This window comes from Terricaulis silvestris (assembly GCF_009792355.1).
Lineage (GTDB): Bacteria > Pseudomonadota > Alphaproteobacteria > Caulobacterales > Aquidulcibacteraceae > Vitreimonas > Vitreimonas silvestris.
In genome coordinates, this window is sequence record NZ_CP047045.1 from 2,978,644 (window position 1) to 2,992,070 (window position 13,427).

Annotated in this window: 10 protein-coding genes and 1 riboswitch; all 10 genes read right to left on the reverse strand. The window is 63.4% G+C overall.

Annotated features, from left to right (window positions below; genetic code table 11):
• Positions 1 to 5: 5 nt before the first annotated feature.
• Positions 6 to 791, reverse strand: coding sequence for a sulfite exporter TauE/SafE family protein (locus tag DSM104635_RS15265; RefSeq protein WP_158767033.1), 786 nt, complete (start codon positions 789 to 791; stop codon positions 6 to 8).
• A 12-nt stretch (positions 792 to 803) separates the two neighbouring features.
• Positions 804 to 1,352, reverse strand: a complete 549-nt coding sequence (locus tag DSM104635_RS15270; RefSeq protein ID WP_158767034.1) for a precorrin-2 dehydrogenase/sirohydrochlorin ferrochelatase family protein — start codon at positions 1,350 to 1,352, stop codon at positions 804 to 806.
• Complete coding sequence (gene cobA, locus DSM104635_RS15275) at positions 1,349 to 2,092, reverse strand: uroporphyrinogen-III C-methyltransferase (RefSeq protein ID WP_228445714.1); 744 nt, start codon at positions 2,090 to 2,092, stop codon at positions 1,349 to 1,351. The genes DSM104635_RS15270 and cobA overlap by 4 nt, the downstream gene beginning before the upstream one ends.
• The gene (cysN, locus tag DSM104635_RS15280; RefSeq protein ID WP_228445715.1) at positions 2,089 to 3,339 is read right to left on the reverse strand and encodes a sulfate adenylyltransferase subunit CysN; all 1,251 of its coding nucleotides are present in this window, start codon (positions 3,337 to 3,339) and stop codon (positions 2,089 to 2,091) included. Before cysN ends, cobA begins: the two co-directional genes overlap by 4 nt.
• Before the next feature lie 11 nt (positions 3,340 to 3,350).
• The gene (gene cysD, locus DSM104635_RS15285) at positions 3,351 to 4,304 is read right to left on the reverse strand and encodes a sulfate adenylyltransferase subunit CysD (RefSeq protein ID WP_228445716.1); all 954 of its coding nucleotides are present in this window, start codon (positions 4,302 to 4,304) and stop codon (positions 3,351 to 3,353) included.
• Positions 4,271 to 5,512 (reverse strand): phosphoadenylyl-sulfate reductase, encoded by a 1,242-nt coding sequence (locus tag DSM104635_RS15290; protein ID WP_158767036.1) that lies wholly within the window; start codon positions 5,510 to 5,512, stop codon positions 4,271 to 4,273. The genes cysD and DSM104635_RS15290 overlap by 34 nt, the downstream gene beginning before the upstream one ends.
• Complete coding sequence (locus DSM104635_RS15295) at positions 5,509 to 7,161, reverse strand: nitrite/sulfite reductase (protein ID WP_158767037.1); 1,653 nt, start codon at positions 7,159 to 7,161, stop codon at positions 5,509 to 5,511. Before DSM104635_RS15295 ends, DSM104635_RS15290 begins: the two co-directional genes overlap by 4 nt.
• Positions 7,162 to 7,275: 114 nt before the next feature.
• Complete coding sequence (locus tag DSM104635_RS15300; RefSeq protein WP_407703516.1) at positions 7,276 to 8,184, reverse strand: LysR substrate-binding domain-containing protein; 909 nt, start codon at positions 8,182 to 8,184, stop codon at positions 7,276 to 7,278.
• A gap of 248 nt (positions 8,185 to 8,432) precedes the next feature.
• Positions 8,433 to 8,510: riboswitch (SAM riboswitch) on the reverse strand.
• A 789-nt stretch (positions 8,511 to 9,299) separates the two neighbouring features.
• A complete protein-coding gene (locus DSM104635_RS15305) occupies positions 9,300 to 10,706 on the reverse strand; it encodes a glycoside hydrolase family 53 protein (RefSeq protein ID WP_158767039.1) in 1,407 nt (468 codons plus the stop codon).
• Positions 10,707 to 10,722: 16 nt separating this feature from the next.
• Positions 10,723 to 13,359, reverse strand: a complete 2,637-nt coding sequence (locus DSM104635_RS15310; protein WP_158767040.1) for a TonB-dependent receptor — start codon at positions 13,357 to 13,359, stop codon at positions 10,723 to 10,725.
• Positions 13,360 to 13,427: the final 68 nt, after the last annotated feature.

The window sequence follows — 13,427 nt, forward strand, 5'->3', positions numbered from 1 at the left end:
GAGGATCACCCAGCCGGGTGCGCGAAAGCGGACAGGAACGTCATCTGAGGGTCTATGGCGACGGCAATCTGCCAAAGCGACAGCGACACAACGAAGCAACCAATGCTGCCCATCAGGACACGCGGTTTCGTAATGCTTACCGCAAACGCGGCGACCGGCGCCGCCAGCACGCCCCCAATCAGCAGGCCGAGGATGTCGGTCCAGCGCACGCTACCAAGCGTCAAGAAGAACGACGCCGAGATCGCCGCCGTTACCAGGAACTCCGAAGTGTTCACGCTGCCCACGGCGTGCCGTGCGCCGTGCCCGCGGCCGAGCAACGACGTCGTCACCACCGGACCCCAACCACCCCCGCCCGCCGCATCAAGAAAGCCGCCGATCAATCCAATTTTCCGCACACCCTTCGGCTCATCCGGCGCCGCCTTCGGCCCACGCAGCGCCATGCGCACGACAGCCACGCCCATAATCAGCAGGTACAGTGACACCACCGGTTTCATGATCGACACCGGCAGGTATGAAACGGTGAGCGCTCCAGCGATGCCGCCCGCGATACCGGCCGGCGCCAGACGCCACACCAAGTCCCACTTCACGTTCTTGCGCCAAATGTGCGCGGCGCCCGATGCCCCAGTGGTGAACATCTCAGCGGTGTGAACCGCAGCGCTCGCTGCCGCGGGCGGTACGCCGAAGGCCAGCAGGAACGATGTCGACACCAAGCCGTAAGCCATCCCCAGCGCGCCATCGACGAGCTGCGCTATGAAACCCACGAGCATGGATTGCCAGAAAAACGGATCCATGAACCCCAGCCCTCAAACCAAACCGTGATGCGCAAGCCGCGCACGTGCGTCCGCCACCAGTGTCTCAAACGCAGCGCCATCGCTCCGCAGCACAGCACGCGCTTCGGCAATTTCGACGAGCGCATCCCCCCACACTTTCGGAAATGCTTCTTCCAGTCGCTCGCGCGCCGCGCGAGCGACTGCTGGACTGGCGCCCCCCGTTCCCGCCGTCAGCGTCAGCTGACCGCGCCGCACGACGGCCGGCGTATGGAAATCACAAAGCGGGATCACATCCTCGACATTCACCAACACGCCCGCAGCGCGCGCCCACTGCGCTAGCGTCGCCGCTTCCTGTTCGAGATCAGCGATCCAGATGGCGTGGTAGCCTTCGATGTCCGTCTGCTTCGGCAAACGCGGCGAAAGCTCAGGGCTTGCAGCAGCAAGATCAATTGAAGGCGCATCCGACCATACATCCGGCTTGGCGCCGCCCTCTCTCAGCCAGGCCAAGCGCCGCACTGTCAGGCGCCCGCGCCCAACCAACGCGATGCGCGTTGCCGCCGGATTGAGGTAGATCGGGATCATGCCGCGTCCGCGGCGGCGATTACGGCGCGCGCTTCGGCCACCGCCTCGCCGATGACCATGATCGCGGGGCCTTCACCCAGTTCTCGCGCTAGTTCGACCAATTCATGCAGCGCGCCCCGAACGATGCGCTCGCCAACCAGAGAAGCACTCTCAACGAGAGCAACGGGGCGATGCGCCGGGACGCCGCGCGCCAGCAACGCATCGCGCACGCGCTCCGCTTGCAACGCGCCCATGTAGATGACAGCGGTCTCCGCGGCAGCCGCCGCTTCAGCCCAATGAGCGGTCTCGACACCATCGCGCGCTACGGTCGGCGTCACGAACGCCACCGAGCGCGAAACGCCGCGCGCCGTCAGCGAAACACCGAGAGATGAGGCCGCCGCGAATCCCGCGCTAATGCCGGGGACGCTAACCACCGGCACGCCCGCCGCTCGGCACGCGCGCGTCTCTTCGGTCGCACGGCCGAACAAGTTTGGATCGCCACCCTTCAGGCGAACGACCACACCGTGCCGCCCAGCCAACCGCACCAACAAGCGGCAAATAAAGCGCTGATCTACAGAGGGCCGGTTTGCGCGCTTGCCGACATTGTAGAGTTTGGCTTGCGGCGCTAGCGCCAACACCTCGGCGCCAATCAAAGCGTCATGGACGACGACATCGGCCTGCCCCAACAGCCGCGCCGCACGCACCGTCAGCAAATCCGCCGCGCCTGGGCCTGCGCCCACAAGATAAACGGCGCCGCTCACGGAAACACCTCCCAGATCATGCCGGCGCCGCAGGTCTGGTTGGATTGCGGATCAAACAATGCAAACGCGCCAGTACCCACCGAGTCCGCATAGAGGTCGGCCAGCACCGGATCGCGTGTCGCGATCCGCACGCGTGCTATGTCGTTCAAAGCCAGCGCCGAGGCTGCCGCGCTGCGCGAGAAGTCCGCGATATCGTGGATGAAGCTGATTTCTTCGATCAGCGCTTGCGTCTCCAGCGTGCCCTGACGCAAGACATAACGGCGGCCCTTCACGAGAGGCGCTTCGTCCAGCCAGCACAAATCCGCGGCGAACGTGCGCACATAGTCAACATCAGCGCTCGCAATCACATCGCCGCGCGTGACATCGTGCTCACCGGTGAACTCAATGGTAACGGCAGCGCCCGCCTTCGCCGCGGGCACGCTCCTCCCGCCAACGCGAACCGTTGCAACCGTTGCTGCCTGACGTCGCGGCCCGATCACAACCTGGTCGCCAGGGCGCACCGCGCCTTGCTCAACGCGCCCGGCGTAGTAGCGCGTCTGCACGTCGCGCAACACCGCCTGTACCGGAATGCGCAACGCGCGCTCCGTTTGCGCGCGCGGCGCGCGGCTTTGATTAATCACCTCCGTCAACGTCGAGCCACGCCACCAAGGCGCCGCGCCCGCGAAGACCACATTGGCGCCGCTCCGCGCCGAAATCGGGACACATGTCACCGCGCCTATCTTCAGCGACGCTGCAAGATCGCCGAACGCTGTCTCCACGTCCCGAAACCGCTCTTCGGACCAGCCAAGCAGATCCATCTTGTTCACGGCGACGATGAGATCGAGCCCCATTAGCGCTGCGATCGCGGCATGACGGCGCGTCTGCGGCTTCAACAGGCCGGAACGCACGCCAGTCGCATCGATGACAATCACCGCCACGTCCGAATTGCTGGCCGCGGTGACCATATTGCGCGTGTATTGCTCGTGCCCCGGCGCATCGGCGATCAGAAAGCTCGCCTCCGGGGTCTCAAAGTAGCGATAGGCCACGTCAATGGTGATGCCCTGCGCGCGTTCGGCCTCGAGGCCATCGGTAAGTTCGGCCAACCCTTCCGGATTATTGTCGTGAATGCTCGCGGCCTGGTCGCGCATCAACACGCCGGAATCTAGCAACAAACGCCCGATCAGCGTCGACTTGCCGTCGTCCACGCTGCCCGCCGTCATGAAGCGGATCTGGCGCGGCCCGGCGCTTAGTCTCGAATGCTGGAGCACTCCGCCATCCATCAGAAGTAGCCCTCGATCTTGCGGCGTTCCATCGCCGCGGCGTTGGCGCGATCATCCATGCGCGTGGCGCCGCGCTCGGACACGGTCGCCGCCAACGTTTCGGTCAGCACCTCCTCCGGCGTACGCGCTTCGCTCTCGACCGGGCATGTGCAGGTGACGTCGCCGACCGTTCTGAACCGCACCGACACGTGCTCGATCGCGTCGCCCTCAGCGGCCGGCGTCAGTTCCGTGACGGGGAAGAGTAATCCATCGCGTCGGATTACGTTGCGCGGGTGCGCGTAATAGAGGCTGGGCAGCGCGATCGCTTCTTGCGCGATGTAGCGCCAGACATCGGCTTCGGTCCAATTCGAGAGCGGGAACACGCGCATGTGTTCGCCCACGCCAAGCCGGCCGTTATAGAGCCCCCACAATTCCGGACGTTGCGCGCGCGGGCGCCAGCTGCCGAACGTATCGCGGTGCGAGAACACGCGCTCCTTCGCCCGCGCCTTCTCCTCATCCCGGCGTGCGCCACCGATCAGCGCGTCAAACTCGAATTCCTGCTGCGCCTCGAGCAACGTCACCGCCTGGGCCGCGTTGCGGCTGGCGTCTTCCGCCACCTGAACACTACCGCGGCGGATCGAATCCTCCACGCTCCGCACGATCAGCGGCAATCCGGTTTCCTTGGCGCGCGTGTCACGGAAGCTCAGGACCTCCGCGAAATTGTGCCCGGTATCGACGTGCAACAGCTTGAACGGCGGCTTGACCGGCGCAAACGCCTTCATCGCCAAATGCAATAGAACGGCAGAATCCTTGCCGCCGGAAAACAGCAAAGCGGGCCGCACGAACAACGACAGTTCCCGCAGAATGTAGATCGCCTCCGCCTCCAAACGGGCGAGGCGCGCCGCGGCCGGCGCTTCATTCAGAACCCCCGCGCCAGCCATCAGCGCGTCGTCGAATTTGTGTGCAGGCCGCATTCTCTACTCTCTTGATTTTCCCACCACCAACGTCCCGCGCGCGGGTCCTCGCCCGGGCGGATCGCTTTCGTGCAGGGTTCACATCCAATCGAGACGTAGCCGCGCGCGTAAAGCTGGCTCATTGGGATATCGAAGCGCTCGGCATAAGCGCGGACATCATCCCACCGCCAAACTGCAAGCGGATTGTACTTTTCCATGCCGCGTTCGGCGTCGTGCTCGGTCTCCGATAACGCGGCGCGAGTCACTCCCTGTTCACGGCGCTGCCCCGAGATCCATGCATCACGCCCGACCAACGCCCGCGCCAGCGGCTCTACCTTGCGGATCGCGCAGCATTGTTTGCGTAGCGCGACGCTCTCGTAGAACGCGTCGGCGCCACGTGCTCGGGTGTAGGCTGCCACATCCGCCGCGTTCGGCTCAAACACCTCAAGCGCGATGCCATAGTGCGCGCGCGTCTGTTCGATCAGCTCGACCGTCTCTTGATGCAGCCGCCCTGTGTTCAGCGTGAACACATCTATTGGTAACTTCAACCGCGCGATCACATCCGTGATCACCATGTCTTCGGCCGAAAGGCTTGACGCCAAGGCCGGGCGTTCGTGCGCCGCGGCGATCTCTGTCAGTTGTCGCTCAAGCAGCCGCACCAACGCGTTGAAGTTGGCGGCGTCGCGATCGAGGATGGCGCCCGCGCGTTGTGGCGTGCCTTGATAGGGCACGGCGAACGTGTTCACCGCGGCCAACGCCGTCTCGGCGTCTTGGTCGGCACGCAAGCCAAACGAGGTGAAGCCAACGCGCGTCAGCGCATACACTTGATCCGCCGTCACCGCACCGACAGCGCGAAGCGGGCCGGCGTATCCAAGCCGCTCACGCAGCAACACCGCATGCGAATAGCCACGCCCGTCGCCGATGCGCGGAAAGTCCACCGCAATCAGCGCGACGCCGTCTAAGCGCTCCGCGAGAGCGAACGTATCATCCGCCGGCTGCAGCAAGATGGCAGCGCCGTCCTCCGGCGACTCCAACCACTGCGCCAACGAGAGGTAAGCGCCGCCTTCCCAGTGCGTCGCCGAAGGCCCCGCGGGCGGCTTGATGACCGGCACGATCTTCTTACGCACATCGCCGTGGCCTTCGTTCGCGGGCTTCGCCGGCACCGCCGCAGCACGCTCGCTCTTGCCTTCGACATGCAGGCCACGATTGAAATCGATCAGGACGCTCATGCCGCGGCCACCTCTCCGGCTTCGAGCGCGGCCTTGAACGCCGCTGCGCCCGTGCGTTCGACGGTGTCGATGAAACGCTCGTTCGCGTGCCGCACCGCCAAGTAATGACGCGCCAGCCGCGAGATGAGGCCCGGCACCGCGTCACCGCGCACCGACTTGCCGATCAGCACGGCCAACTTGCCCTCGCCATCGGCGCGGCCGCCGAGCATGATTTGATACCAGTCCTCGCCCGCCTTCTCGACGCCGAGCACGCCAATGTGGCCGACGTGATGGTGACCGCACGCATTGATGCAGCCGGACACCTTGATCGCGAGCGGACCCAGATCGTCTTCGATGTCGTCAAGCGCGTCCGCGATCGCCGCCGAGAGCGGGATCGATTTGGCGTTTGCCAACGAGCAGAAATCACCGCCCGGGCAGCAGATGATGTCTGACGCGAGCCCGATATTGCCGCGCGCCAGATTCAGGGCATCCAGCTCGGCCCACAGCGCAGGCAGCGCCGCGCGCTGAACATACGGCAACACCAGGTTTTGCGTGTGCGCCACGCGCAACTCGCCGTGACTGTACCGATCCGCGAGATCGGCGATGGCGTCCATCTCGTCAGCCGTCGCATCGCCCGGCGCAACGCCTTCACGCTTCAGGCTAAGCGTAACCGCCGCGTAATCCGGATGACGGTGCGGAGCGACGTTACGGCTCTTCCAGCCACGGAAACGCGGATCGATCGAGAGCGACGTCGACGGCGCCTCAGCCCACGCAGCCAAATCCGGATCAACGAAGTGCGCCGCGACGCGCGCGAACGCCTCGTCGGTCAACGCGTTCGGCCCGTCACGCAGCGCCGCCCAATCTTCTTCAACAAGCCGCCCGAACTCATCGGCGCCCAATGCTTCGACTTGGATCTTGATGCGCGCCTTGAAGATGTTGTCCCGCCGGCCGAGGCGATTGTACGTGCGTAGCACCGCCTCGCTGTAGGTCAGCATCTCGCGCCAGTGCAGGTCACGCTTGATGATCGAGGCGATGCGCGGCGTGCGGCCCTGCCCGCCGCCGACTTTCACGACAAGCCGAACCTCGTCCGCGTCATCGCGATAAAGATCAAACGCCAGATCGTGCACCGGCGTCGCCGCGCGATCTTCCTTGGCGCCGTTGAACGCCACTTTGAACTTGCGCGGCAGATGCGCGAATTCCGGATGGATCGTCGACCATTGACGCATCAGCTCGCAGTACGGCCGCGGATCTACGATCTCGTCCGCCGCGACGCCGGCGAACACATCCGTCGTCACATTGCGCACGCACGAGCCGCTGGTCTGGATCGCGTGCATGCTGACCTTGGCGAGATCAGCCAAGATGTCCGGCACCTCTTCGACCTTCACCCAATTGAACTGAATGTTTTGCCGCGTGGTGAAGTGGCCGTAGCTGCGGTCATACGTGCGCGCGATAGTGGCGAGCGCACGCAGTTGCTCTGACGAGAGCACGCCATACGGGATGGCGATGCGCAGCATCGGCGCATAGCGCTGAATGTAGAGCCCGTTCTGCAGCCTCAGCGGCTTGAAGGCGTCTTCGTCGAGCAGACCAGCAAGATAGCGCTGGGTTTGATCGCGGTACTGCGCCACGCGTTCCTCGACAACGAGGCGATCGACGGCGTCATAGCGATACATGTCGTGGAAGTCCCAAGAGGACGGGTCTCTGGCCCCAGCAGGACAGGACTGTCGGCGCGCGCAGCACGACGAGAAAGACGGCCAGGCTAAAGTGTGCCTTTAGCTCAGCGGCGCTTAGGCGGTTTGGTCCGCGACAGAATCGCCCTCAATCACCTGCTCGCGCAACCACGACAGAAACGCACCTTGCGCAGGCTCAAACCGGCGTCCACGCGGCCACACCAGCCAATAGGCAAAGCTCAGCGGGGCATCACCCTCCTGCAGCGGCGTGACGAGCCGACCTTGGCTAATGTCGCGCAACGCCAGCTGACGCTTGGCTAGCACCAGACCCTTGCCGGCGACTGCAGCCTCAAGAGCGAGGCCAGAGTGATTAAAGCGCAGGCCGCGCTCGGCTTCCTCGCGGCGCTCACCCCGCGCCGCAAACCACATCGACCAAGTCGGGCAGGAAGGATCGCGCTCTGGCGCTTCGTCGTGGATCAACGGCAGACTGAGCAAATCAGCCGCGGTTTTCACTGACTCGCGCCCATCCAGCAGTCGGGGGCTCGCCACCACCACCACCGATTCCGACATCAGCCGCTCGCAATGCAGCCCTTCGTAGCCGCCGGGCCCATAGCGAATAGCCAAATCGATATCGCTGCCGGCAAAGTCCACCAAAGTCATGTCTGCCGACATGCGGACTTCAACGTCTGGAAAGCTCTCCTGGAATTTGCCGAGGCGCGGGATCAGCCATTTTGACGCGAAAGACGGCGCCGTGGACAACGAGATCCGGCGTCCACGCAAGCTCGCACGCATGGCGCGTCCAGCTTGCAGCATCTCGGCCATCGCTGCGTTCGCGTGCCCGTACGCAGCTCGACCTGCGTCTGTCAGCTCAACACCGCGCCCGAGCCTGCGAAACATGGTCTGCCCCGCAAACTCTTCAAGCACGCGGATGTGCTGGCTGACGGCGCCGGCAGTGATGCGCAATTCTTCAGCCGCGCGCGTGAAGTTACCGAGCCGGGCGGCCGCCTCGAACACGCGCAGGCTCAAAAACGGGGGCAGGAGTTCGCCGGGTTCAACCGACCCCTCGCTCCTCGACCGTGTGGACTTGAGGATGGGATTTCCGGCCACGGTTTCTAAAGGCGGCGTGAATGAAGACTCGCGCGTCATGCCCGGCCCCGCCGCGCACGTCGCTCGCCCAACCTGAACCCGGCCAATAGGCGTCTTTGCACACTCATAGCCACGCTCCTCGTGCGACGATCCTTTCACATGGGGCTTGCGGGCGGAGGGCGGCGTGCAATCCACGCTTCGCCTTCGCTTTAGCGGCATTTTTAACGCGCCCGCAAGCTGAGCTTCAAATCGGCGCAACCCATGCCTTACCTGAGGGCGTGCACTTTGCAAGCGCATGTGCCGCATTCAGGGCTGCGCTAATGTGACAGTTTAGCGCCACTTAACGCTACTGCCGAAAACAGCGGCGGAGGGATGGTCTGATAGACGCGCCTCGCATGGACGACTGTAGCCGCCCTTTGTCGCGGCGATCAGGTGCGTGCCTCCGCGTCCACGTTCCCGGAAGTTTCCGCTCGTTCCCGATTGTTTCCGGGGAGTTTCGTGACACGAACTCAGTGCTCTTCCGATCCATCCCGTGACTGTGTGGATACGCGAACCGGTTTAGCCTGTCGGCATGATGTCGGAGGGCGACATCGGCCAGTTAATTCAAGGCGAAGATCGCACGCAGCAGATGCTCTTTCCGGGATGTCTCGATGATCGGACGCAACTGGGCGCGCCAACGTTGGCTGAGCGGTCCAAGAAGTTATCAGAGAATGTCAGGCCTGCCGCTTCGAGATTACCGCGAGCATAGGCGATCCTTAGACGCTCATAGGCGTCACTGAGGCGCTCGTCTGCTTGCGGCGACGGCAAACTGCGCCCGAGGCCCGCCGTGTCGAGCAGTAGCAACGCATCCCAAGCCGCACCGCGCAGGCCCGCATAGGTCTGGTTCGTAAACACGAAAACGGCGAGCTTTCGGTCGGGCGAGAGCAAGACAACGACTGGCGCATCCTGGACGCCGAAGCTCGCCACCGCGCGTTCATGAATCAGTCGTTGCAGCACAGCGCGCAGCCTGACACGCCGCGCCACTATCGATTGCGTCTTCGGGGCCTCGTTGTTGCTCAGTTGGAAAGAGTGAATGAGAGCGTCGTCGGTCCGTCCGACACCCGTACCACGACCGCGCGCGTCGTTGCTTCGGTGGGCGCGATCAAACCCTCGCCGAGCGGCAGCCGATCGTAGACCTGGAAGCGCACTTCTTCCCCGGCGCGCAGCCTCGTCTCGTAGACGAAGGCGCCATCGGCGCCGCGAGGCACCGACGCGACGAACTGACGCGAGCCGAGGAAATCACCCCAGAGGTAGAGCCGCTCTACGCCTCCGGCCACACCTTCAAAACGGAATGTCACCGGCTGCAGCCACTCGTACTGATGGCGTGCGTAGAGCGCTGCCGGCAGCAATTCGTTGTTGCGATGGAAGTCGAAATAGGTCGCGTTCTCCCAGTGCGAGCCTTCGCCCCATCGCGTGCTGCAGCGGGTGGAGACCCAGGCCGGCTCCCAGTACACGACGCCGATGCCGCCGTTCGAGATCACGGTCTGGGTGATATCGACCATGTAGCGGCGCTGGCCTTCGATCGTCGCGGGGTAGCCTTCGAGGAGCGTATCAGGCCCAAGCAGATTGGCTGCGTTGTCGGCACTGTCTTGCGTCCAGGGGTAAGACGTCTCCACCAGGATGACGCCCTTGTTGTAGCGATGGCGCACGCGGTTGATGACTTGGCCGAGGCCATCGGGTCCCTGCGTGGACCATTTGCGATAATAAGAAATGCCGATGAGATCGTAGTCGGTGACGCCGGCCTGCGTGGCGGCCACGAACCAGGGCTCGACATTCTCGGGCTGCGCGACGTGCAACATGATCAGCGGCTGCGCCGATGCGCCTCGGCTCGCTTCGCGCACGCCGCGAATGCCGGCGTTCAGAATGGCGGCGTTGCGCGTCCAATCGATCGGGCGATTGGCCCAGTCCCAGTCGGCGCGGCCGAGCATCTCGCGGTTGGTCTCGTTGCCGACCTGAACCATTTCAGGCATCAGGCCTTCGGCATTCAGCGTCTGCAGCGTTTGCAGCGTGTAATCATAAACCGCCTGCGCCAATTCTTCCGTCGTCGCGATATTCGCCCATGCGGCCGGAATCCATTGCTTCTCGCCGTCGGCCCAATCGTCCGAGTAGTGGAAGTCGAGCAGCACTTCCATGCCGGTGGCGCGGGCGCGGCGAATGCTGCGGCGGACATCGTCGAGCGTGCTGTAGCTGGTCCAAGTCGGCGTGTGGAAGAGACGCAGGCGGACCAAATTGTGGCCGCTGGCATGGAAAATCTCGTACGGATCGCGCTGGACACCGTCGACGCGATAGGTTGCGCCGCAATCCTCCATCTCGTTCACATAAGAAAGATCGGCGCCGAAGTAGAAGTCTTCGGCGCGCGCAGTTGGAGGGTGAACGAAGAGAGCGAGAGCGAGGATGAGCGCGCGACAATCGAAGTGAAGCATCGCGCGCTCCTCGCCCCTAATTAATGCGGTAGGTGAAATCGAGCAGGTAACGGCGGCCGTAGACATCGTAGCGGCCGAGCCGGTCAGGATCGTTGTCGCGATAGATGCGAGCGACCTCGTCGAATAAATTGTTCACTTGGAAGCGAACACCCAAGCGGTCGGTGAACTGGTATGACGCGCTTGCATCCCAGATCGACTCTTCTTCCAACGTGCGCACATCGGAGCCATTCCAGCCGGCGATGACCGTGAACGGGCTGTGGTACTTGTAGCCGAGTCGCGCTTCGAACGGTCCGTTGTTGTACCAGAGGTCGACTGTCGCGGTGTGTTCGGCAAAACCGCTGCCATCGACCGGATCGTAGAAGGGATAGAATTCCTGGATGTCGGAATCCACGAACGCGTAGTTCGAATAGATACCGAAATCGTCCATGCCCGGTATGAAGTAGAACGGCGTTTGGAAGGTGAGTTCGACACCGGTGATCCGACCGCCGTCGCCATTGGCTGGGCCAGTCATCTGATAGATGTCGCCATCGATATCCACCGGCGAGGTGAAGTAGCCGATATTGGTCTCGACATCCTTCACATAGACGGCGACCGCCGCGAGCGCTTCCTCGTGGAAGTAATACTCGAGCGACAGATCGGCCTGATTTGCAAGCAGCGGATCGAGCTGCGGGTTGCCGCCGAAACCGGTGAGCGGCGGCGGATCGCCGGGATCCTCGATCGAACGGCCGGCGCGCAACTCGTCAAGCGGCGGACGCGCAATGACGCGCGCCAAGCCCAAGCGCAAGAGCAGATCGTCATTGAGCTCCCAGGTGACATTCAAGCTTGGCAGCGCTTCAGCATAGTCGTGTTCGATCGTCAGCGGCTGTAGCGGATCGCCGCCAACGGACTCGAAACCCGAACTGCTGGTCTCGACGCTGACAAACCGCACACCGACATTGCCGCGCATCGGCGCGCCGAAGTTGTCGGAGGCGAACTCCGCCATGGCGAAGCCCTCGACCACCTCCTCATCGACAGACCAGCGATCTGCGAGATTTTCCACCGGTGTGGTGACGGTGTACAAATCCCAGATCGCGTTGAAGTCGCCATCGAGAATCGCCGGTACGGTGAAGGCGTCGATTTGGTAGTTCCACAACAGATCGGATGGAATTGGCGTGTACGCAGCGACGCTCGCCGTGGCTGAAAAGCGATTATGCGCCTTGGTGCGCGTCGATACGCGAAGACCCCCGTCGAACCCGGAGAAGAGATTTCCGTCACCGAGGTCGTAACTCACCGTCAGCGCAGCGGCCGTCAGTTCGTCGGAGACCGACTCGGGGCCGTCGTGGCTGCCATTGCGCCAAGTCTGTAGCGCTTGGATCGACGTGTCAGCGGGATTTGAGCTCGTTGTCACGAACGGCGTGATGCCCGCGCGCGTGTCGAAACTCATCGAAGCTGGAAACACCGGCGATTGAATTGCGCGCCACGTATTGTCGCGCTGTGCCTCCGAATAAGAGAGATCGCCGACAATCGTCCACGGCCCGTTCGTCCATTCACCGTTCAGGCCGGTGACAAACAGTGTCTTGTCCTCATCGTACTGGGCGATGATGTTGTTGACCTGCGCAAACGAGTTCGCCAGCGTCGCGGCGACGACGTTGCCATCGCTATCGAACGTGTAGGACGAGCCCGGCGCGTTGTAGTTGCCAAAGTTGCCGTTGGCCCAGTTTCCGCACGTGCCGTCGCAATACCACGCCTGGTTCTGGTGTTCGTTGATTGTCACCTCGGACCACAGCGCATCGAACTGCAGTTCGAAATTGCTGCTCGGACGCCATTGCGCGCCGCCCATGAAGGCGGTGCGCTGCTCTTCGAGCATCTTGATCTCGGTTTGCATGCCCCACGGCGTGTAATCGAGGACAAGGTCGCCGTTGAGGTCGCCCGGATTGCCGCCGAGACGATCGTCGTTGTAGCCCCAGCCTTGGAACGACGCGTAGCCGTTCTGCTGATCCTGGAACGTGGCGCCGAAGACAACGGCGAATTCATCACTCAAACGCGCGACGTACGAACCGCTGATCCGGCTGCCCCAATTGTCGTAGTTCGGGAATTCCACGCCGCCGTCGTAATAGACAGGACCGGCGCGCAGCACGGCGCTCGGGCCTTCGTAGTCGAGCGGCGCCAATGTGCGGATGTTCACGGTGCCGGCGACGCCGCCGGCGATGAGGTTGGCGGATTGCGCCTTGTAGACTTCGACGCCGTTGACGACCTCGGAGGGATAGATTTCCCACCGAATGTTGCGGTCGGGCTCCGACGACGCGACTTCGCGGCCGTTCACGAGGCCAAACACAAGGCGCGGGCCAAGACCGCGAATGGCCGCTTGGCTCGAATTGCCGCGATCGCGCGACCCGTTGAGGCCGGGCAGGCGCACCAGCGACTCAGCGATGGTCACGTCCGGCAACTGGCCGATGTCCGCCGAAGAGATCGCCTCCATCACCAGCGGCGACTCGCGCTTCACTTCGATGGCGTCACGCAAACTGGCGCGGACGCCGGTGATGACAATGTCGTTGCCATCTTCCGCGGCCTCGGCCGGCTGAGGCGCATCTTGCGCGAAGGCTGGGCTGGCGAGCGCCGCCGCCAATACAAACAAACTGCTCGCGCTAAACCGCGCGGCGCGGGAACGCCCCATGACTTTCCTCCCCTACAATTCGCTCTCCGGGCCTTCGGCCACTTACCGCGAACTCATTTATCATATTA

Bases quoted from the DNA above. Each gene is read 5' to 3' on its own strand.
- DSM104635_RS15290 (WP_158767036.1), bottom strand. From the start codon at position 5,512: ATGAGCGTCCTGATCGATTTCAATCGTGGCCTGCATGTCGAAGGCAAG.
- DSM104635_RS15295 (WP_158767037.1), bottom strand. From the start codon at position 7,161: ATGTATCGCTATGACGCCGTCGATCGCCTCGTTGTCGAGGAACGCGTG.
- DSM104635_RS15265 (WP_158767033.1), bottom strand. From the start codon at position 791: ATGGATCCGTTTTTCTGGCAATCCATGCTCGTGGGTTTCATAGCGCAG.
- DSM104635_RS15310 (WP_158767040.1), bottom strand. From the start codon at position 13,359: ATGGGGCGTTCCCGCGCCGCGCGGTTTAGCGCGAGCAGTTTGTTTGTA.
- cysD (WP_228445716.1), bottom strand. From the start codon at position 4,304: ATGCGGCCTGCACACAAATTCGACGACGCGCTGATGGCTGGCGCGGGG.
- DSM104635_RS15305 (WP_158767039.1), bottom strand. From the start codon at position 10,706: ATGCTTCACTTCGATTGTCGCGCGCTCATCCTCGCTCTCGCTCTCTTC.
- DSM104635_RS15270 (WP_158767034.1), bottom strand. From the start codon at position 1,352: ATGATCCCGATCTACCTCAATCCGGCGGCAACGCGCATCGCGTTGGTT.